Raw genomic sequence first — 20624 nt, forward strand, 5'->3', positions numbered from 1 at the left:
TAAATGATAAAGGTACGGAAAAGCAGCAAGAAAATCCGCAGCCCACAGCTGCTTTGGCAAGGTGAGCCTATGCATATACAAATTGAGCAAGACCAAGTCATTCCTGATGCCTTGCATGTCATAGATACACAATGCCCATTTTGCAGTGTGCAGTGTAAAATGCAAGTGATTGAAAAAAAGGATATAACGAACGGACGCCCCGTTTATTCCGTTGTACCAAAGCCGAATCTGGCATCCGAAGGACGCTTGTGTATCAAAGGAATGAAGGCCTACCAACACGTTCTTACTGGCGAACGGCTGCTTCACCCCATGGTGAAGCGAAATGGTCAGTTCGAACGGATTTCATGGGCGGAAGCGTATGAGCTTATCGTAAACAAGTTCGGTGCACTTCGCCAAACCTATGGCAATCACACGGTGGGCTTATATGGCGGTGGTTCGCTAACGAATGAATCTGCGTATGTACTAGGAAAATTCGCTCGCGTTGCACTGCAGACGAAGTATATTGATTATAATGGCCGATTTTGTATGTCGGCGGCTGCGTCAGCAGGTGTTAAAGTATTTGGGATTGACCGTGGGTTAACCAACCCATTGTCCGATATTGAATTGGCCGACTGTATCTTGCTTGCGGGTACGAATATTGCGGAGTGTCAACCGACACTCATGCCTTATTTTACAAGAGCGAAAGAAAAAGGTGCGGTAATCATTGCCATCGATCCCAGAGAAACGGGTACGACACGTATAGCTGATATTCATTTGCGTGTGAGGCCAGGGATGGATGCGACTTTAGCCAATGGTATACTCAAGGTCCTGCTTGAGGAAGGCCTGGTTGATGAACAATTTGTTGAACGAAGGACAACAGGATTCGCGGAATTGAAAGCTCATCTAGATGAGCTTGATATGGGTGAAATTGCCCAATTAACAGGCGTTTCCGCTGAGCTCATTCGTAAAGCGGCGCTGAGTTATGGGAAAGCGAATACGGGTATGGTTTTTACGGCAAGAGGCGTGGAGCAACAAACGGATGGCCATATGGCCGTTCGAAACTTCCTGAATCTCGTACTGCTTACAGGTAAAATAGGCAAACCTGGCTGCGGCTATGGTGCTGTCACAGGTCAGGGCAACGGGCAAGGTGGCAGGGAACATGGGCAAAAAGCCGACCAACTGCCTGGCTATCGGTTGATCGAGAATCCAGAAGATCGCGCTTATATCGCGAATGTATGGGGCATCGATCCAAGCGAGCTGCCAGGCAAGGGAGTGTCTGCTTACGAAATGATGGAGAAGGTCCACGAGCAGGAGATCCGTGCGTTATTCGTTATGGGATCGAATCCACTCGTCTCGAATCCGAACGCGAACTTCGTTGAAGAAGGGCTGAAGAAGCTTGATTTTCTCGTCGTTGCTGACTTCCTCATCTCTGAAACAGCACAGCTAGCTGATCTGCTTTTGCCAGTAACCGCATATCTTGAGAACGCAGGGACCTTAACGAATCTCGAAGGTCGCGTGTTATTGCGAGAACAGGGTCGTCCTGCGCCTGGTGAAACGAAGCATGATTGGCAAGTCCTCTGTGAACTAGCTGAGAAGCTCGGGAGGGGTCAATTCTTCTCATTTGGGGATGTCGAAGCTGTCTTTAACGAGCTTCGCCTTGCAAGTCGGGGAGGGACCGCAGATTACTACGGCATTACCTACGATCGCTTACGGCAAGATGAAGGCGTCTATTGGCCTTGTCCAGAAGTGGCGCACCCAGGTGTTAAGCGGTTATTTGATGCTTCGTTTCCACTGCCAGCTGGTAAAGCGCTATTCACGACGGTAGAGAATCATTTACCTAAGGAGCAGGTTAGTGCAGAATTTCCTTTGTATTTAACCACGGGTCGCGTGCTTACGCATTATCTGACAGGTGTGCAGACACGTAAAAGTCCATCTTTGGCCGCGCGTGAAGTGGAGTCGTTCATGGAGATCCATCCCAAAACCGCGAAAAAGTACTGCATTGAGGATGCCACACTAGTCAAGTTGACGTCCAAGCGTGGCGACATTTATGTGCGCAGCCGGTTCAGCGATGCTATCCGCGAAGACACGGTTTTTGTGCCTATGCATTGGGGAGATACGCAAAACGTCAACAAATTAACGAATGATGCACTTGATCCAACCTGCAAAATGCCTGGTTTTAAGGTTTGTGCTGTAGGAGTAAGTCCATTAGTAACGGAGTATGCGTAAAAAGAAGAAAGCCGAACTCATCGAACTTATCGTGATGAGCTAGGCTTTTTTGCATTTGTGTAACGTTCAGCTATGAACCCTTTTTCAGAATCGGGTATAATAGGAATGATCTTACATTTTAGGAGCGGGATAAGGATGAAACGAACGACAATATTAATTGCAGATGATGAGGCGGAAATCGCCGATTTGGTTGCGTTACATTTAGAAAAAGAAGGGTACCATCTCATCAAAGTATCCGAAGGGAAAGAGGCCATTCAAGCGATTGAGTCTCACGCGATTGATCTGGCGATTCTAGATATTATGATGCCGAAGATGGATGGCTATGAAGTGACGCGGCAAATTCGTGAACGGTATTCGTTACCGATTATTTTTTTGAGTGCCAAATCCTCTGACTTGGATAAGATAACAGGTTTGGTCATGGGTGCAGTTGACTATATGACGAAACCCTTTAATCCGATGGAATTAGTTGCTCGCGTGAATGCACAGCTCCGGCGGTCCATGCAACTGAACCAACCTGCAGCTGTTAGTAGTCCTGTCTTGGAAGCGGGAGGCGTGACGATTGATGTGGATCAAAGATCTGTGCTCCTCTATGGGGAGAAGATCGAGCTGACTCCGAAAGAATTTGATATTCTGTATCTGTTAGCGAGTCACCCGAAGAAGGTGTTTAGCGCGGAGCATATTTTTGGACATGTATGGGGGGAAGCGTACTATGAAAGTGGTAACACCGTTATGGTCCATATCCGCACACTACGCAAAAAACTAGGTGAAGATGTGAACAAAAATAAGTTAATTAAAACCGTATGGGGTGTGGGATATACATTCAATGGCTAATCTATTGCGCAGCTTTCGATCAAAGATGATCGGTTTGTTGGGGCTCAGCTTGCTGATGTCCGGCACTTTTACTTTTATTCTTTATCGCGTGTTGAAGCTATATTACTCAGGCGTTCGCAGGGAAGATCCTGTAGCTAAATTGCGTCATTTTGTGAACACGATTGGCGATTTAAACTTTTTCTTGATGGTGTTTGTACCGCTTTCTATTTTATGTTTCTTCTTCTTGACGAAGCGTTATGCCACCTATTTTAATGTGATTTCAACGGGAATTCATCGACTAGCCGGCGGTGACTTTCATAGTCGTATTCATATTGATTCTAATGATGAATTCAAGGATATTGCGGATGATATTAATATGGCGAGTGAGAAATTACAGCAAGCCGTCGCACGTGGGGATTTTGCCGAAAGCAGTAAGGATCAGCTCGTTCTGAACTTAGCGCATGATCTACGTACGCCGCTTACTTCGGTTATTGGTTATTTGGATTTTATTCTTCAGGACGAGCAGTTATCGAGGGAACAAATGATCCATTATACGACCATTGCTTTTAATAAATCGCAACGCTTAGAGAAGCTGATTGATGAACTATTTGAAATTACACGGATGAAATATGGCATGTTAAGTGTCGAGAAGAAGCCTATCAATTTAAGCGAGCTGCTCATTCAACTCAATGAGGAATTGTACCCTGTTTTTGAAAAGAGCAATTTGATCAGCAGAGTCAATCTTTCACCGCACATGGAAATATCGGCAGACGGGGAACTGCTAGCTCGTGTGTTTGAAAATCTGTTGACGAATGCGGATCGGTATGGGAAAGATGGTCATTTTGTGGATATTAACGGCTATCTTGAAGGGGAAGAAGCGGTAGTTCAAGTGATCAACTATGGCAATTGCATACCTGCAGATGAACTTCCGCATCTCTTTGAAATGTTTTATACAGGCGACCAAGCTCGCACCCATCAGGGGGGCAGTACGGGACTCGGCTTGTTTATTGCGAAGAACATTGTTGAACAGCATCAAGGAACAATTGCGGTTCAAAGCGATGTGATTCGGACACTATTTGAAGTGAGATTGCCACTTTACTAAAATGAATTTAAGAAAAATTTTATGTTTGTCCCACTTCTAATTTAAACTGTTTTCTTTATTCTAAATGCAAGCAAGGTTTAGGAGGGAAACGAGTTATGAAGAAGTGGGTTTTTTGGTTTGTTATTGTCGCATTACTAGGTTATGAAGCCTACCAGCAGCACAAAGCGCCTCGAGAAAAAGTGGAACAATCGCAAGTCGTCAATACCGCCTACGCGGCGACTTCCCCCGGGAAAGGTCTAACTATAAAAGTGACGAAAGATCAGATATATCAAGGAAGTCTGGTTCTGATTAATAACGATTATCCGATTCATTCAGGGGGGATGCAGCCGGATATTCTTAACCTTTTTGAAAATAAAGAGCTCGTTAAAGGATTCGGGATCTTAGATAATACGGTGCGATTGTCGCGAACTGTTGTTGAATCTTTTACGACGATGATCCAAGCAGCTGCCAAAGATGGGGTTCGTCATTTCATGATTAACAGTGGCTACCGTGACAATAAAGAACAGAGTCAGCTATACAAAGATATGGGGGCTAATTACGCGTTGCCCGCGGGACATAGTGAACATAACTTAGGTTTGGGACTTGATATTGGTTCTACGCAAGGCGAAATGAGTCAATCAGATGAAGGGGAATGGTTGATTCGAAATGCGGCGGATTATGGGTTTATTTTGCGCTATCCCAAGGATAAAACGGCAATTACGGGCATCCAATTTGAACCTTGGCATTTTCGTTATGTGGGGTTACCACACAGTGTGATTATGAAGCAAATGAATTTATCGTTGGAAGAGTATTTGGCCTATTTGAAACAACAAAAGAACATCACTACGAAGGTGAAAGGGAAGATCTACGAGATTTCGTATCATCCGATCACCCAGAATAGTACCATTCAAGTGCCTAACAATCGTTCTTATACCTTGTCTGGCAATAACATGGATGGCATCATCGTCACGGTACTGCCTTGAGGTAACACTATTTAAATTTTAGGAGAGTGAGTTTGCGCTATGAAAAAGTGGAAGGTATGGCACGAGATGTTGCTGCCGGCTTTGTTCGCTTTGTATATGTATGTCCTGTTCAAAATCATCTTGTTTAAATTCAGTTCGATCGATCTTCCCTTTGTGTGGCAGCAGCTTCAGCGAAATTTAGAGAATCCTATCTATATCCAAAATCGCTTGGCGTTTGCGAACTTTCAGCCATTCGTTTCAATAACGGCTAATCTACAACGCCTATCCCAGCATGATCTTATCAATTTGTTTGGGAATATCGCCGTATTTATGCCATATGGTATGTTTCTGTTGCTAACGTCAGGGTCCAAGAAGATTTCATTCTCAGGTGTGTTCATTCGCTCTTTGGGGGTAAGTTTAAGTTTGGAGAGTCTGCAAGTTGTTCTTTCCATGGGGAGCTTTGATGTGGATGATCTTATTCTTAATGTACTTGGCGGATTAGTTGGATATTGTGGTTTAAAGTTAGGACTAACATTAAAAGATCGTGTGTTACGTATGATTGATATGCAAAGCATGAGCATAATGCTGACCAAAGAAAGCAACATAACGTAAGATGGTGAAATGGGAGAGTGAGATTGAAATTGAAATAGGCTGATGTTCAAGTGGAGAGTGCTACTTGAGATCAGCCTATTTGCGTTCACGTATGTGTCATTATTGTTCTATTGGACCTGTATCTACAACCTCGAAATCACTGCCTTTGATCTTCCCGAGTTTATGGAGGTCATCATCATCCCACTTCGGATCAGGTGCGCCGCTTACAAAGAGAGAACTGCCGTTATCAGCGACAATCATGCCGTATTTCTTCATTGCTCGTAAGATCGCTTGATTCGTTGCCGAGTAGCTTGATATATCGAAATCATCGCGAAGTCGGAGTCGGAGGCCCATAGGCGGAAGATTCGAATCCGTGCTGTTTGAAGCAAAATGTGTAGCTGGAGCAATGAATCCACGTTGCGTCTTCTGTACTGTGAAACGCAGGGCGTGGTTGATTTCTCCTGAGCTTGCTTCATCATAGCGGACAAGCCCGGGGAAGATCGGCAAGCCTGCCGCGTCAGCGGATGTCCAATATTTAGGTCGAAGCGTATTGGAGTTCAAATCCCACTTCGCACCGTTGGAAGCCTGCCATCCAGATGACGTGGGTCGTGCATTGAACAATTCGTAGAGCATAGCATTGTCTTTATCGACAACGATGACATGACGGTCACCGTCGCCGTTCGGTCCGCCTTCGATGGGCGCATTTGCTGGAATGGGATAAGGGCCAACGTCACTTTCATCGCCATAATCCGTAAACGTTACGTTTACTTTCGGTTGATCGCCGCTTACAATCGTGTAAGGAATCCCAATCGGTGCCCCTTCCCATTCCGTGCCGAAATCGGCATGTATACTCGTATTCAAGCCAATCGCTTTGAGATATTGCTGTGATTTCTGGTGAACAGGGAAGGCGGAGATGTCTGTATTCCAAGGATTATTCTTCGGGAATACTTGCAGGGCTGAATTGTTCTGAGGCTTGTCCCCTACATAAATGGAGCTTGTCGCATCATCCCATCCCACGGGTTTCCCTAACGATTCGGTAAGAAAACGAAGAGGTACATAGGTTGTATTTTTGTAAATGAAGCCTTGAAGATCTTGCGGAGGTTGCTTCATCTCTCCATCGAAATAATACTGCAGCTTTCGAAAATAAACGTTGATACCGGTTGGATCATTAGCCGCATAAGAGAGCCCTGAAAAAAATAAGGCTCCACATAGGAACCCAACGGTTCCTGCTTTCCATTTTCCCATTTGTTAGCACACTCCATTGTCTCTAGTTGGCTTTCTTCTCGTTTTGGCCTATCATAAGACTATTCGTAAGTTATCTAATACTTTGAGTCCATACGGACTTGGCGTAGATATTAGTGCTGCATAGGCAAAGATGAAAGTATATAATCACGGAGGTCGTATTATGAGTCAGCGTTATCGCATTACAAGAGCTTTTCAACAAAATGAACAAGCCGAAACATCGATTTCATTAGAAGAATGTAAACAGTACTTTGCAACACAACCGGATTTCACCTATTCATCGGTTTATACCGTGACTGGTGCCACTAGCATGTCGATTGAAGGGGATTTTTTCATGTGGAGCTATGGGGAGATTACAATTCCATTCCGTCATTATCAGGGGGATTTGTATGTTTCGGGCACGAATGAAGCTGTGATTCCTAAAATGTTAGAGGTTGCAAGTGAACTCGGAGCCGATGTTGCGGAAGGTTAGTATTGAAAAGTTCTAATATTTTCAACATACTCTCCTCATACATATACGCTATAGTAGTAGTTGAACGTAGCTGGTCGTAGGTGACAAGCTAGATGTACGTTAGATTAGCATTTGAAAGAAATAGATTACTTGGGTGTGTAGGGGGTCGTCACATGCAAATGCATACATTCATTAACATATTGAGAACGGAACTCGTCGTCGCGCTTGGCTGCACAGAGCCAGTAGCGATCGCTTTGGCTGCCGCGAAGGCACGAAGTTATATGAAGGGTCCCATTGAGAAGGTTACCGTTCTTGCGAGTGCAGGGATCATTAAGAACGCTCTGGCAGTTGGGATTCCTGGTACGAATCTGACGGGGATTGATTTTGTAGCTGCGCTTGGCGCGCTTGCAGGTAATGCGGAGAAACAATTAGAGGTTCTTGCTGATATTCAACCAGAAGATGTTACAGCAGCGCAGGACATGGTTGAACGCGGTGTTTCGGTCGTTCACTTAGCAGATACGTCCAGAAAGCTCTATATTGAGGTCGTCGTTAACACGGAGGACAGTTACGCCAAAGTCGTCATCACGGATAATCACACGAATATTACCCTGATCGAGGTGGATGGGAAGGTCGTTGAATCGGGAGGCTGCGCGAATGCGAGTTTCAAGAGTTCCAAAGAGGAACGAGGCGAGCTTACGATCGAGGGTATCGTTGATTTCGTGAATACAGTTGACCTTACCGAGCTCCAATTGGTTAAACAAAGTATTGAATTGAATCGTAAGGCTGGATTAGACGGATTGACGCATGCCTATGGTCTTGAGGTGGGCAGAACGATTAAAGAGAATGTGCAGAAGGGGATTCTGTCCGATGATTTGATCTCTCATGCAATGGCGCTTGCAGCTGCTGGATCAGATGCTCGTATGGCTGGTTCTAGCATGCCTGTCATGGCGAATTCGGGAAGCGGTAACCAAGGTATCGCAGCGACGAATCCCGTTATCGCGGCGGCGGAGAAACTCGGTGCTGCGGAAGATAAGCTCATTCGTGCGGTTGCTTTAAGTCACTTAGTCACTATTCACATCAAATCCAAGTTTGGACGGTTGTCCGCTTTATGTGGTGTTACCGTATCAGGTACTGGAGCGAGCTGCGGAATTACGTATATACTCGGCGGTGGGAAGAACGAAATTAAAGCAGCAATCCAAAACATGCTCGGGAATGTAACAGGGATGATGTGTGATGGCGCTAAAGGTGGCTGCGCGATGAAAGTAGCAACATGTACGAGTGCTGCGGTGCAATCTGCCTTGCTTGCTTCTAAAGGGATGACCATTTCGTCTACGAATGGATTTATCGAAAATGATGCCGAGAAAACGATCGACAACTTCTGTCGGATCGGCAATGAAGCGACTTCCGAGATGGATAAACTCGTTCTTGAAATGATGTTGAATAAAGAATAATTCATTTATTTGAAAATTATTGTTTACGTACCTCTGGTTATTTGATAATATAATCGCAATAACAAATGCGTTGAAGAGATGAGTAAATAAATGAAATCTTTCACAGAGAGCTCCGTTAGCTGAAAAGGAGTAAAGAGAACTTTATTGAACAAAGCCTCAGAGCAGCACATCGGAACTGAATTTCTCGGGGATGGTGTGACAGGAGCTCCTGTTATAGAGCTAAAGTATACGCATGCAATTGGCATGTCGTACTTGAAGAGGCTGGTATGGCGACATACCGGTGAAACTGGGTGGTACCACGAGGATATTAATCTCGTCCCTAAGACTGGCAATAGTCTTGGGGGTGGGATTTTTTTGTTATCGCGTAAGAAACTTTACGCAGGTGCTGCAACATTTGGCACACAATATCAGATGCATTGAATTTACTATTAAGATGCTTTACTACCTTATACGAATGTGAAAGGATTTGTGATACAGGATGTCGAGAAAATTAAAAGTAGGTATTGTCGGAGGAACTGGCATGGTTGGCCAGAGATTCGTTGAATTGTTGGATCAGCACCCATGGTTTGAAGTGACTGCGATTGCAGCAAGCAGCAGCTCAGCGGGTAAAACATATGAGGAATCTGTGAAAAGCAGATGGAAATTGTCTACGCCAATTCCGGAAAACGTGAAACAGATCATCGTTCAAGATGCTTCAAAAGTGGAGGAAGTTGCCACTGGGGTTGATTTTATTTTTTGTGCGGTAGATATGAAAAAGGATGAAATCAAGGCGCTAGAAGAAGCATACGCCAAAACGGGTACGCCTGTTATTTCGAATAACTCAGCTCACCGCTGGACACCGGACATTCCGATGGTCATTCCAGAAGTGAATCCAGGTCACATTGAGATCATTGCCGCACAGAGAAAACGTTTGGGTACATCGACTGGTTTTATCGCCGTTAAACCCAACTGTTCCATTCAAAGCTATGTACCAGCCCTTCATGCCTTGTTAGACTTCAAACCGACCAATGTTGTTGCTTCCACGTATCAAGCGATCTCTGGTGCGGGTAAAAACTTCACAGATTGGCCGGAAATGTTGGATAACGTGATCCCGTATATTGGTGGAGAAGAAGAGAAAAGTGAGCAAGAGCCGCTGCGTATCTGGGGAAGCATCGCAAATAATGAAATCATTAAAGCGAGCTCACCGTTGATTACTACGCAATGTATCCGCGTTCCCGTAACAGATGGACATCTTGCTACCGTATTCGCCTCGTTCGAGAAAAAACCTACGAGAGAAGAAATCCTATCTCGCTGGCAGAACTACAAAGGTCGTCCGCAAGAGCTGAACTTGCCAAGCGCACCGAAACAGTTCATCACTTACTTCGAAGAAGACAATAGACCTCAAACGAAGCTTGATCGTGAAATTGAACGCGGTATGGGCGTTTCCGCAGGACGTTTACGTGAGGATTCCTTGTTTGATTATAAATTTGTTGGATTGTCCCATAACACATTGCGCGGAGCAGCAGGTGGTGCGGTTCTTATCGCTGAATTGCTGAAAGCAGAAGGTTACATTCAACCGAAATAACATCAAAACAGCAAGCATCTTGTATGCTTGCTGTTTATATTTATCCCTGGCTTGGGTAACGTTCCTGGAGAAATGAGACCGATTGGGTTATCAAATCTTTTAATATATCGGTATTGATATCTGCGACTTTATTGATGTAAACGCAGGCTTTTGCGGCTTCATGCTTGCCGAAGTCCTTTAATAATGCCTCGCGTTCCGTATCGCCTGTTGTTACATACAAGCTGATCTTGGCTTTTCGCGGTGAAAAACCAACGAGAGGCGCATCGCCCTCATGACCGGACGCATATTTGTAATGGTAACTGCCAAAACCAATGATACTGGGGCCCCACATTTTAGCTTCTAAACCTGTTGCTTCTACAAAAATATCCAATAAACGATAAGCATCTTCACGTTTCTTTGGGCTTTCCACATTTTCAATAAACTCGATGACACTGTTATCTGTTATTTTCATTTTTGCTTCATATGCCATTGAAAACACTCCTTATCGATTTCCTCCAATGCTGACTAGCTATGTTTATTTTACCAAAAATGGGATGGTAATAGAAACCTTACGAAGCGATTCATCGTCTAATACATACCACACGGATTCCGTGAACATAGGTGGAAGAAAGAGGAGGTCTATCATGATGGATAAAAGAAGATATTGGTTTCCTCTGATTTGTTGTATGATGCTAGTTACTGTCCTAATTAGTGGTTGCGGTAATCAGCAGGCGTCACCTAAAAAGGCGCAATCATTTTCAATAGAAGATTTACAAAAATATGCGAGTCAGCTGATCACGTTAGAAGCCGTCTTTGAGAAGCATCAAGTCAAACCTCAGTCCACTTATGGCACGGACAAGGGAGTGTTTCTAGAAGTGCGCCGCGTAGGCGAACATGATAAGACGTTGTCGGACGCGGAGAAGTCGAAATTCAAACAAGCGATTTTTAAAGCGGTCGGCGCTGAGTTTCCACTGAATATAACGGTCTACGCCATTGATGAACAATCCGGCACAAAAGGGAAAATCACCGCGATTGATGGTAAGGGAAGGTTCCTAGTTGTCAAGACGGATAAATTCATAAACCAAGAGAAGAAAATGCCGGATGCAACTTGGTATGCCATGTCAGATGATGCTGTTATTATGTATGAAGGTAAAAAGTTTAACGTAACTGACATGCAAATCGGATCATCCGTCACCGTGTGGAGTGAAGGGATGATGCTGACGAGCTATCCGGGTCAAACAACAGGTTTACGCCTCCAGATTAACACATTGGACGATGGCCTCGGCGATCTAAGTGGCAAGGTTACGAGCGTAACCACTTCAGGCGAAGGTGTAAATCTGGAGAGAATGCTAGACGTCGATGGGGTGAAATATCGCATGTTTCCGTTTACACAAGTGTGGAAAGACGGCGTGTTGATTGAGGCTGCGACAATGAAAGAAGGCGACCATGTTAAGCTTTGGTTTGCAGGATATGAGATCGGCCCGGAAAAAATGGTGACGAAAGTTGTTATTACGAACTAATTTAAATCGTTTATGATCTGTAGTTAGGAGAAAAACATCATGCTTACAGCGATAGTACAAGGAATTCTTTTATCCGCAGGTCTGATTCTGCCATTAGGTGTTCAGAATGTTTTCGTATTTAATCAAGGTGTGACACAACCGAATTTTATTCGAGCACTACCCGTCGTGCTAACTGCTGCTCTTTGTGATACGGTACTCATTTCATTAGCCATTCTAGGTGTATCCGTTGTTATCGTTACGATTCCCGCTATTAAGATCATCCTGTTCGCACTAGGGATCGTGTTTCTAATATATATGGGGATTCTTACTTGGAAAAGTAAACCGGCATCTAGCGCGTCTGAAGAAGCGGCACTTTCTCCGAAGAGGCAAATTGCTTTTGCGGCATCGGTTTCGTTATTGAATCCCCATGCGATCTTAGATACGATTGGTGTCATTGGAACGAGCTCAATCCACTATTCGGGGACGGAAAAATTAGTTTTTGCGGTAGCGTGCATCGGGGTGTCATGGATTTGGTTTATTGCACTTGCTCTCATGGGGAGGCAAGTTGGAAGATTAGATCAATCTCGCACCTTTATCACGTATCTGAATAAAGCATCTGCGCTCATTATGTGGGGTACATCCATTTATTTAATCACCCAGCTAATCTAATTAAAATGGTCATATAGGAAGAATGCCAGTGTGCGAATTTGCTCCTATAAATTGACATCAACTGCTGGGGGATATATGATTTTAGTGGGTAACACGATCGAACAGGGGTGTGAAGATTCATGCAAAAGCAATTCAAAGTCGCAGCAGGCATCTCTCTTGCAGGATATGTCGTCAGTCTTATTACGACTGGTTTCTTACCGGAAGCCGTTAATTTATTAGTGCCAGCAGCTTTGACTTTTGGGACAATTCTTGTTCTACAACGATCTCCCAAGACCTTAAAGGGAACAACGTCTCCCGGAGCTATTACCGAAACATCACCGAATCCGACTCCTGAACCGAGTGCCGTTTCTGCGAATGTGGATGAGCGTATCACGGAACAAGATCCTTTTTGGGGACCTATTTCGGAATACATTCATGTCATTGAAGAGACGATGATTTCAGAGGGGCAGAAGAATACGCTGGATGATGAAATCGTGGAGAAGACGCTTAGCTTACTCTCCAGGGTAGGGCGATTGATTCCACAATTGAAAGAACTTAATGATGCAAATATGAATCATAACATACAAAGATTGATTTTTAAGGATTTAAACGGGGCGATTAATCCCTTTCTGAAGCTGGGCGGGGAAGCGAAACGCTTAAATCGTCGACTCTTGCTTACAGGAATCAAGGATATTAACTCCAAGCTCACGGATTATGTAGAAACGATCGAACAAAAAGATTTAATAGAATTACAGACTCGGATGGAATTAATCCAACAGCGCTATCGTTCACAAGATTAAAGGAGGCAGGGGATCATGACAACACAATTGGTGCAATTAAAATCAACGGATTTGCAGAAGGTTGAACAAGAAGCCAAGCAATTGCTTGAGAAAGTCTCTTCGACAGATACGATGGAACTGGAAACGTTAATGGATTCCATTGGTCGTATGGGTTCCAAAACGATGGAACAAGCTGGACAATCCCTTGCGATGCTCGAACGTCCCGTCAATGAATTGATGTCCGGCAAACGCTCAGAGGTGCAGAATAACATCTTGAAGCTGCGCGGCGAAATCGACTCCTTAAGCAAGAGCAAGCAACTTGGCTTTTTCGAGAAAATGATGAAGAAGACGCCACTTAAGAACTATATTTATAAGTATCAGTCCGTGAAAACAAACGTAAATGCGATCGTTCAATCCTTGCGTAATGGGAAAGAAACGTTGGAAGAGAACATGGCCTACATGAAGACGCTGAAGAAAAATTCCATTGAATCCGTCTACAATTTGCAAATGCGAATTGCGATGGGCGAGAATTTAAAGCAGCTTTTCGAAGTGGAAATTGCTAAACCGGAGAATGAACACCGCAAAACCCATTTGGAAAGAGGACTTCGTAAGGTTGTGACACGCATTCAGTCCTTCCAAGAGATGGTCATTCTGTACCAACAAGCAATCGCAGGAACGGATATCATCAATGATAACAACGATAAACTTATTGATGCAGTGGATGCGACGATTGATAAAACGCAGAATCTACTTACGGTGTCTGCGATGATCTCAATGGCCATTGAGGATCAAGTACAAACGATTGAAGCCGTCAATAGTGCGAACTCGACATTGAACAAAATGTTTGAAGAGAATTCGCGTTTGTTGAAAGAAACGACGCAACGTACGAATGACTTGCTAGGTAAGCCAGGCTTGCAGATGGACTCCATTGAAAGAGGGATGAACGATCTTTTTGCTGCATTGGATCTCTTCGAGCAATCGAATCGGACAATCATTCAATCGGCGACGGAACACACGCAACGACTGGGCAGCATTAGTCAGCAAATGACGCAAAGATTAGGATTGACGCCTGGCACGAAAACGAATGCAGAAATTAAAGCGTCTGAGCTAGGCGGTCTTTTGGAATAAAACATATCGTGGTAAGAAAGCTGTCAGGGATTCGATCCTTGGCGGCTTTTTTCGCTTAACCCATGCCATTTCATTCTCCTGACATATGATAATCCAAACGTTTGAATATTGGAGATGATGGCATGTTCGTGCAAATAAAAGAAGAGCTTAGTCAAAGCCCCCAAATGGATGTGCTAATCCCAGCGATTGAGAAAGACTTGGGAACGCTCCCCCTCGTTATTGACAGTATACGAAAATATCTTAAGCACCCCATTGGTGAAATCATCATAGTGGCTCCGATGAAAAAACGTATTATCGAGCTTTGTTCGAGAAAAGGTTGTCGATTCGTTCATGAAGATACGGTTCTTCCCATCACGAAGAAGGATATCCATTATCAATCCAAAACATGGGATCGTACCGGTTGGCTGTATCAACAGTTGCTTAAATTGAACGGAGATACGTTGTGTTCCTCTAAGTACTATATGGTTATTGATGCAGATACGGTTCTTATTCGACCTCATGTCTTTCGCGTGGGCAACAAGACCGTATTCTACTGCCGGGATTGGAGTCAACCCGAATATTTTAAGACGTATAAAAAATTAATGGGAAGAAATCGCTCGGCGCGATTGTCCTTCGTTACGCATTACATGCTGTTCGAGAAAACGAAAGTCAAGCAGTTGAAACAAGCCATTGAGGCCAAGCACAAACGCAGCTGGTATTCTGCCATTATGAAAAGTATGAATAAATCCAAGCAATTTGCCTTCTCAGAATTTGAAACGTACGGCAATTTTCTTTATTCAACGCAACCGCACAAGATGATTTTGAAGCCTGCACGAAATATTAGCTTACATGTGCGTGATTCACAAATTACCTCCTCTAGGATGTCAGCCTTAGCTAAAAGTTATCGCTCCATTTCGCTTCATAAGCGGAAAGGATATACGAAATAAGGGAGAAGTGTGATGTCCCAAGAAGGGAGTATTTGGCTTGCGTATTGTACTATTGTGCGGGGGATCTGGAAAAAGACTATGGCCTTTATCCAACGAAATTCGCTCCAAAGTTTTTCTTAAGCTTTTGAAATCCAAAGATGGTAATAAAGAATCGATGATTGAGCGTATATGCCGACAATTGGATGAAGTGGGTTTGTTGCCATCCACTTGTATTGTCACCCATCATAGTCAAGTAGAGATTACGCGTACGTATGTTGGCGAGCACATTCCCATCATTAGTGAACCTTTCAAAAGAGGGACTTTTGCGGCAGTCGCGTTATCGGTTACCTATCTATCGGAGAAGATGCAAGTACCTTCAGATGAAACGATATGCATACTGCCTGTGGACACGTATGTGGATTCGACATTTTTTCAACGGTTGCATCGCATTCCTGAGCTCATTTCGCGTTCCAAGACAAATTTAGTACTTATTGGTTCTAAACCTAATAGGCCTTCTGATCAGTTTGGTTATATCGTACCTGATTATACAGCGGATACCGATGATTTTGCAGTTGTTCGTCATTTCGTTGAAAAACCGAATGAAGAAGCGGCAGCAGATCTCATTAAACATCGAGCTTTATGGAACTGCGGGGTATTTGTCTTCCCTTTAAGGTTCATGCTGAGCTACTTGAAGGATAATGGATATGCGGCCCAAGTGGAGTCATGGCTGGCCAATTACGAGCAAGTAATCAACACAAGCTTCGATCGTGAAGTTGTTGAGCGTAATCCACACACCATCGTCATGGAGTATGAGGGGGAATGGCATGATGTCGGCAACTGGAAGGCATTAACCCCCCATTTTGACAGCCTGATCGGAGCAGGTCGAATTTCGGATGATTCCGTGAATACACATCTCATTAATGAACTACCTTATCCGATTGAAATCATCGGTATCTCGAATATGATCGTCGCGGCTAACGCAGACGGTATTTTGATTGCGAACAAAGATAACGCTCACAGGATCAAGGAAAGACTCACGCAAACATCACCGTTTCCCATGCAGGGGGAGAAAAGATGGGGGTCTTATCAAGTTTTGAAATATGAAAAGGAAGAAGAACACGGGAGAGAAAGCATGGTTAAAATCGTGAAGCTCTCCCATGGAAAGATGACCAGTTATCATTTGCACAACCATCGACAAGAATGCCTAACCATTTTATCTGGCTGTGCGGAAATTCTTATGGAGGACAAACTCTCTAGACTTGTGTCAGGTGATGTTTTGCAAATTCCAGCGAACAGTAAACATGGGATTAAGGCAGTTACGGATCTGGTGTTGATGGAAGTATGGTTGGGGAATGACCTTACAGATGAGGATATTATACGATTTTCTGTTGTATGGTAAAATGGGAAAAGGACCTGCCACTTGTTGAAGTGAGCAGGTCTTTGTCATCGTTAACCTTAAAGAAGTGATAGGGAATGATGTAGCCAAGACTGTCAAAGACTTACCCTGAATTCTGCCTCTTGTATCCATGTTTGCCCTTGGAAATTTCGGCCCCGAATGTGCACGCGATCATCATACACATCGATAACTAAGCCCTCCGATCGGTTTTCTTGAATTAGCTCGTCATTGCTGTTATAGGGGTAGCTTACGGATGAACTATTAACCATTGTAAAATCATCCCGTACAAGCGTGGTCGATAACGACAATTCCCAATGCGTGTGACCGGTGAAGAAGATGACTTCCGGGTAGTTAGTTAATATACGTTTCAATTCGTCATGCTGAACAATACCTCGTGCTAGGCTGCCAGAAACAGTACCTTGAGATGGTTGATGCAGAAAAACAAACAGAGGCTTATGGGACACATAGTTCTCTTCCAGCTTACTTTGCAGCCAGCTTAATTGCGCCACAGACAACCAGGCATCTTCGTTATTGGCTGGATTCGATTGCCGATATTGTTCAGAACCTAGAAATATAAAGTGATAGCCTTGAATCCATCGATCGTAATACATGGTGGATACGTTTGCGAAAGACAGGAAGCGAGCGATAGAAGCTTGCTCCGATTCGCCATTGGGGAATGTAGCTGGCGCCCAATCACCGGCAGCGTTGTAGTAGGCTTTGTAATAATCATGGTTGCCCATCGTAAAGATGACCTGGTTTGGCAGCGAATGCTTTTGCAAAATGGAAGTGATCATGGCATAGTCATTGGGACGCCCATCGCCAAGGTCTCCATTAATCACAAGTGCATCTAAACTTGGGTTCAATTGGCGTAGATCTGTTAAAGCAGCATCAAATTTTGTCTGAGCTTTGGTATCCCAATATTGAATATGAATATCACTGAGGACAGAGAAACTTAGCCGTGGAGAGACAACAGCCGCTTTTCTGAGCTCATCAGCTAGGCGGAGTATTTCATTACGATCCGATTGGGATTGGAGGAACTTTAATCGTGGTTGTAGAAATAATTCTATGATTGTGTCAGCATCATTTTTGCGCAGCATTCATGACCTCCCCCTTAATTTTGCGGCTGACCAGAAGCCAATCGTAATGCATTGGCCAGTCGGTGAATTTCATCCTTGTCTTCTTGTGAGGTGACGAAAAACCACATTGGGCTCAAAAAAGTTTCAATTATTTTATTCGCATCTTCGGAGCTTAACACGCGCAACGCCTCCTGCACTCAGGTTGTCCAACTAGTACTAGGATATGTTGAACTATGGCTGTCCGAAATGAGTAAGGCGCACATTTTACTTAACACGTCTGATCTGCCTGGCATCCTAACAAAAAACGCAAGCCTAATGGAATCTAGGCTTGCGTTTCACTTATCTAACTGCATTTTTCTTGCGAGGTGATAACAGCTTATACAGACGCTGAGCACACTGTTCGGCTGACTCCATGCCTTCCCAGTAGAGCATCAATTCATTGTTCACTTCCAACATTCTTTGATTATTCGTGATCGTTTCATGCTGGTAGTAAGCTTCACGCAATTGCCCGTCCGAGATATGGAGCGACTCCAAATCCTGGCGATCCCAGTGCCGCTCATTAATGGGATGCAGCACCGAAAGGAAGCGGGACTTGCCAATTTTGTCTTGTACATCCGGATGACAAGCTGTTTGCAGAAACTGTATGGCCAACTCACGCTCCGTACTGGCGGCATGAACCATCAGCGCATTGGCGATGAGCAGCGTTTTGGGCGTATCGCCAAACGCCATCGGTGCAAACTTGGGCTCGAAGGGGAGCTTTTCGCCAAACCCAGCCAGCTCGATCGTCGTCGTCAGCATCATGGCGACTTGCTCACTCTGGAACGCTACGCGATGCAGCTGCAGATGGGAGAGCAGGGCGCTCCGTTTGCGATAAATCATATCGTGCATGAACGTGAGCGTATCTAACAATGCTTGCTTGTTCGGCTTGTTGTAGTCAACCCCGTTCTGCATGGCAATCACATTCCAACGGTTAAGCGTTGAAGGCAGCGAAAAGCCATAATTATCGATAATGCCGTCCTCATTTGTATCAAAAGTCAGCTGACCAGCCGTCTGAATAAAGGCCTCTTTATTCCAGCCTGGACCCGGTGGAGCAACGTTATATTTGTCGAACATGCGTGGATTATAGGCAAGACAAATGCTCGAAAATGTCACAGGTATCGCCTTCACATTGCCGTCCTTTCGAAATCCGTTAAGCAGATTGGGGTACACACTGGTTAATTCAGGCTCCATGATACGATCTAAACTAACGAAATCATCCATCGATTTGAGTTCTTGAAAAATCCCGTCTGTAATGATGCAGATGTCCGGCTGAATGCCCATTTCAATGCACCTATTCAAGGATTCCCAGAATTGAGCGATGGGAAAGCTTAGCAGTTTAATGTCAACGTCGGGGTGCTGTTGTTCGAACGTTTGGCAAATGAACGGCAAGCAATGATCGACAAAGTAAGAGGGCGTAATGGTCAAAATACGCAGTACTTTCCGCTTCGATTTCTGAACGGTAACGTTAGGCGAGACGAAAGTGCCGAGTCCGGCCTTCTTTACAACAAGCCCTTCCTTCAGCAGAAGGTCAAGCGATTTACGAACAGAGCTGCGGCTAAGCTCGTAATATTTGCTTAACTCGTTCTCGGACATCAGGAACTCATCCTTCTTGATAAAGCCAGAAAGAATTTGTTCCCGAAGGATGTCGGTTAAAGAAGAATAAATATATTGGTCCTTTTTTCTCATATCGGATTCGCCACCTATTTGCGCAGTTGTATGTATTCTAAACAATATTTGGAAAATATACAACATAAAAAAAGTGGGACGACATCAGGGTTTTAGTCAATTTAAAGACATGATTTAAACATGTATAGTACTTGTATTTTTTTGTCTTTGAAAATATAATGAGATTGTAAACGGGGGGGTGACCACATGGCTTACATTGCCAGTATAAAGTCAAATCGTGTTATTCGAAAAGTATATCGCTATCGGTGGTTTTACCTGTTAATGGCCCCAGGCCTCCTGTACTTCCTCATCTTCCGGTATATCCCGATGGCAGGCTTGCTTGTCGCATTCAAAGATTACAGCGTCACCAAAGGAATCTGGGATAGTCCCTGGGTCGGTTGGCGCAACTTCGAAACTATCTTTCAATCACCTGACTTCCTTCGCCTCATGACCAACACACTCCTCATCAGTGTCTACCGACTCGTCTTTAATCTACTTCCTGACTTAATTCTCGCCTTACTTCTTAATGAAATTCGCGTTGGCTGGTTCAAAAAAATCGTACAGACCATCACCTATGGACCTTACTTCCTATCGTGGGTTATCGTTTACGGTCTGGTATACTCCTTTTTCTCTCCAGGCACTGGGCTTTTCACCACTTTTTATCAGAATATGGGGTGGGGAGAACTCAATGTGCTTGCCAATTCGGACTTCTTCCGGCCGCTTATTATTCTCACTGACATTTGGCGGAATACAGGTTTCGGTGCAATCTTCTTCTTAGCTGCACTTGCCACAATTAATCCAGAGCTGTATGAAGCTGCGGTTGTGGATGGGGCAGGTCGCTGGAAACAAATATGGCACGTTACACTGCCAGGCGTCCGCGAAGTATTCATCCTGCTGCTCATCTTGCGGCTTGGTTCGATTTTAGATGCAGGCTTCGATCAAATTTATGTGTTCCTCAATGCACGGGTAACGAATGTGGGCGATATTTTGGATACGTGGATCTTCCGTCGACTCGTTGAGCAGAGCGACTTTAGCGTACCTGCTGCGATGGGCGTCTTTAAATCAGTTATTGGATTTGTGCTCGTCATTGGCGCTAACCGTATCGCCAAAAAATTTGGTGGTTCAGGCATCTATTAAAAAGGGGGTGGAACAT

The 20624-nt window shown here is 44.3% G+C and carries 20 protein-coding genes and 1 other annotated feature; of the genes, 15 read left to right on the forward strand and 5 right to left on the reverse strand.

What is annotated here, in order from left to right:
• Window positions 1-69: 69 nt before the first annotated feature.
• From nasC to J2736_RS05685, 5 genes are all read left to right on the forward strand, one after another.
• A complete protein-coding gene (gene nasC / locus J2736_RS05665) occupies window positions 70-2205 on the forward strand; it encodes an assimilatory nitrate reductase catalytic subunit NasC (RefSeq protein WP_310225224.1) in 2136 nt (711 codons plus the stop codon).
• A gap of 135 nt (window positions 2206-2340) precedes the next feature.
• The gene (locus J2736_RS05670) at window positions 2341-3036 is read left to right on the forward strand and encodes a response regulator transcription factor (RefSeq protein WP_310224287.1); all 696 of its coding nucleotides are present in this window, start codon (window positions 2341-2343) and stop codon (window positions 3034-3036) included.
• Window positions 3029-4117, forward strand: coding sequence for a HAMP domain-containing sensor histidine kinase (locus J2736_RS05675; RefSeq protein WP_310224289.1), 1089 nt, complete (start codon window positions 3029-3031; stop codon window positions 4115-4117). The genes J2736_RS05670 and J2736_RS05675 overlap by 8 nt, the downstream gene beginning before the upstream one ends.
• Before the next feature lie 95 nt (window positions 4118-4212).
• Window positions 4213-5079 carry a M15 family metallopeptidase gene (locus J2736_RS05680; protein WP_310224290.1) on the forward strand — a complete coding sequence of 289 codons (867 nt, stop codon included), beginning with the start codon at window positions 4213-4215 and terminating at the stop codon, window positions 5077-5079.
• Window positions 5080-5118: 39 nt separating this feature from the next.
• A complete protein-coding gene (locus tag J2736_RS05685) occupies window positions 5119-5670 on the forward strand; it encodes a VanZ family protein (protein ID WP_310224292.1) in 552 nt (183 codons plus the stop codon).
• A 99-nt stretch (window positions 5671-5769) separates the two neighbouring features.
• On the opposite strand, the gene J2736_RS05690 is transcribed toward J2736_RS05685, so the two are convergent.
• Window positions 5770-6894, reverse strand: coding sequence for a stalk domain-containing protein (locus J2736_RS05690; RefSeq protein WP_310224294.1), 1125 nt, complete (start codon window positions 6892-6894; stop codon window positions 5770-5772).
• Window positions 6895-7054: 160 nt separating this feature from the next.
• Here J2736_RS05690 and J2736_RS05695 point away from each other — a divergent pair, with 160 nt between their 5' ends.
• The 3 genes from J2736_RS05695 (at window position 7055) to asd (ending at window position 10357) form a co-directional block, all read left to right on the forward strand.
• Window positions 7055-7363 (forward strand): hypothetical protein, encoded by a 309-nt coding sequence (locus J2736_RS05695; protein WP_310224295.1) that lies wholly within the window; start codon window positions 7055-7057, stop codon window positions 7361-7363.
• 152 nt (window positions 7364-7515) lie between these two features.
• Window positions 7516-8793 (forward strand): L-cysteine desulfidase family protein, encoded by a 1278-nt coding sequence (locus tag J2736_RS05700; RefSeq protein WP_310224296.1) that lies wholly within the window; start codon window positions 7516-7518, stop codon window positions 8791-8793.
• 61 nt (window positions 8794-8854) lie between these two features.
• Window positions 8855-9117: a binding site (T-box leader), on the forward strand.
• A gap of 154 nt (window positions 9118-9271) precedes the next feature.
• A complete protein-coding gene (gene asd / locus J2736_RS05705; RefSeq protein ID WP_310224297.1) occupies window positions 9272-10357 on the forward strand; it encodes an aspartate-semialdehyde dehydrogenase in 1086 nt (361 codons plus the stop codon).
• A gap of 40 nt (window positions 10358-10397) precedes the next feature.
• On the opposite strand, the gene J2736_RS05710 is transcribed toward asd, so the two are convergent.
• The gene (locus tag J2736_RS05710) at window positions 10398-10826 is read right to left on the reverse strand and encodes a DUF1801 domain-containing protein (RefSeq protein WP_310224298.1); all 429 of its coding nucleotides are present in this window, start codon (window positions 10824-10826) and stop codon (window positions 10398-10400) included.
• Window positions 10827-10980: 154 nt separating this feature from the next.
• Between J2736_RS05710 and J2736_RS05715 the strand changes: the two genes are divergently transcribed.
• From J2736_RS05715 to J2736_RS05740, 6 genes are all read left to right on the forward strand, one after another.
• Complete coding sequence (locus tag J2736_RS05715; RefSeq protein ID WP_310224300.1) at window positions 10981-11856, forward strand: DUF3221 domain-containing protein; 876 nt, start codon at window positions 10981-10983, stop codon at window positions 11854-11856.
• A gap of 39 nt (window positions 11857-11895) precedes the next feature.
• A complete protein-coding gene (locus J2736_RS05720; RefSeq protein ID WP_310224302.1) occupies window positions 11896-12504 on the forward strand; it encodes a LysE/ArgO family amino acid transporter in 609 nt (202 codons plus the stop codon).
• A 119-nt stretch (window positions 12505-12623) separates the two neighbouring features.
• The gene (locus J2736_RS05725; RefSeq protein WP_310224304.1) at window positions 12624-13283 is read left to right on the forward strand and encodes a hypothetical protein; all 660 of its coding nucleotides are present in this window, start codon (window positions 12624-12626) and stop codon (window positions 13281-13283) included.
• Window positions 13284-13298: 15 nt separating this feature from the next.
• Window positions 13299-14390 carry a toxic anion resistance protein gene (locus J2736_RS05730; RefSeq protein ID WP_310224306.1) on the forward strand — a complete coding sequence of 364 codons (1092 nt, stop codon included), beginning with the start codon at window positions 13299-13301 and terminating at the stop codon, window positions 14388-14390.
• Window positions 14391-14512: 122 nt separating this feature from the next.
• Complete coding sequence (locus tag J2736_RS05735; protein ID WP_310224307.1) at window positions 14513-15316, forward strand: DUF6492 family protein; 804 nt, start codon at window positions 14513-14515, stop codon at window positions 15314-15316.
• Window positions 15317-15353: 37 nt separating this feature from the next.
• Complete coding sequence (locus tag J2736_RS05740) at window positions 15354-16694, forward strand: sugar phosphate nucleotidyltransferase (protein ID WP_310224308.1); 1341 nt, start codon at window positions 15354-15356, stop codon at window positions 16692-16694.
• A 92-nt stretch (window positions 16695-16786) separates the two neighbouring features.
• Here J2736_RS05740 and J2736_RS05745 read toward each other — a convergent pair whose 3' ends face one another.
• The 3 genes from J2736_RS05745 to J2736_RS05755 all read right to left on the reverse strand — a co-directional run bounded on the left by J2736_RS05745 (window position 16787) and on the right by J2736_RS05755 (window position 19492).
• Window positions 16787-17788 (reverse strand): metallophosphoesterase family protein, encoded by a 1002-nt coding sequence (locus J2736_RS05745; RefSeq protein ID WP_310224310.1) that lies wholly within the window; start codon window positions 17786-17788, stop codon window positions 16787-16789.
• Window positions 17789-17802: 14 nt separating this feature from the next.
• A complete protein-coding gene (locus tag J2736_RS05750; RefSeq protein WP_310224312.1) occupies window positions 17803-17946 on the reverse strand; it encodes an N-acetylmuramoyl-L-alanine amidase in 144 nt (47 codons plus the stop codon).
• Between the two features lie 160 nt (window positions 17947-18106).
• Window positions 18107-19492: an extracellular solute-binding protein gene (locus J2736_RS05755; RefSeq protein WP_310224315.1), complete on the reverse strand. Its 1386-nt coding sequence runs from the start codon at window positions 19490-19492 to the stop codon at window positions 18107-18109.
• Window positions 19493-19678: 186 nt separating this feature from the next.
• Between J2736_RS05755 and J2736_RS05760 the strand changes: the two genes are divergently transcribed.
• A complete protein-coding gene (locus J2736_RS05760; RefSeq protein ID WP_310224317.1) occupies window positions 19679-20608 on the forward strand; it encodes an ABC transporter permease in 930 nt (309 codons plus the stop codon).
• Window positions 20609-20624 lie beyond the last annotated feature (16 nt).

It is taken from the genome of Paenibacillus qinlingensis, from assembly GCF_031455095.1.
Taxonomy (GTDB): Bacteria; Bacillota; Bacilli; order Paenibacillales; family NBRC-103111; genus Paenibacillus_E; species Paenibacillus_E qinlingensis_A.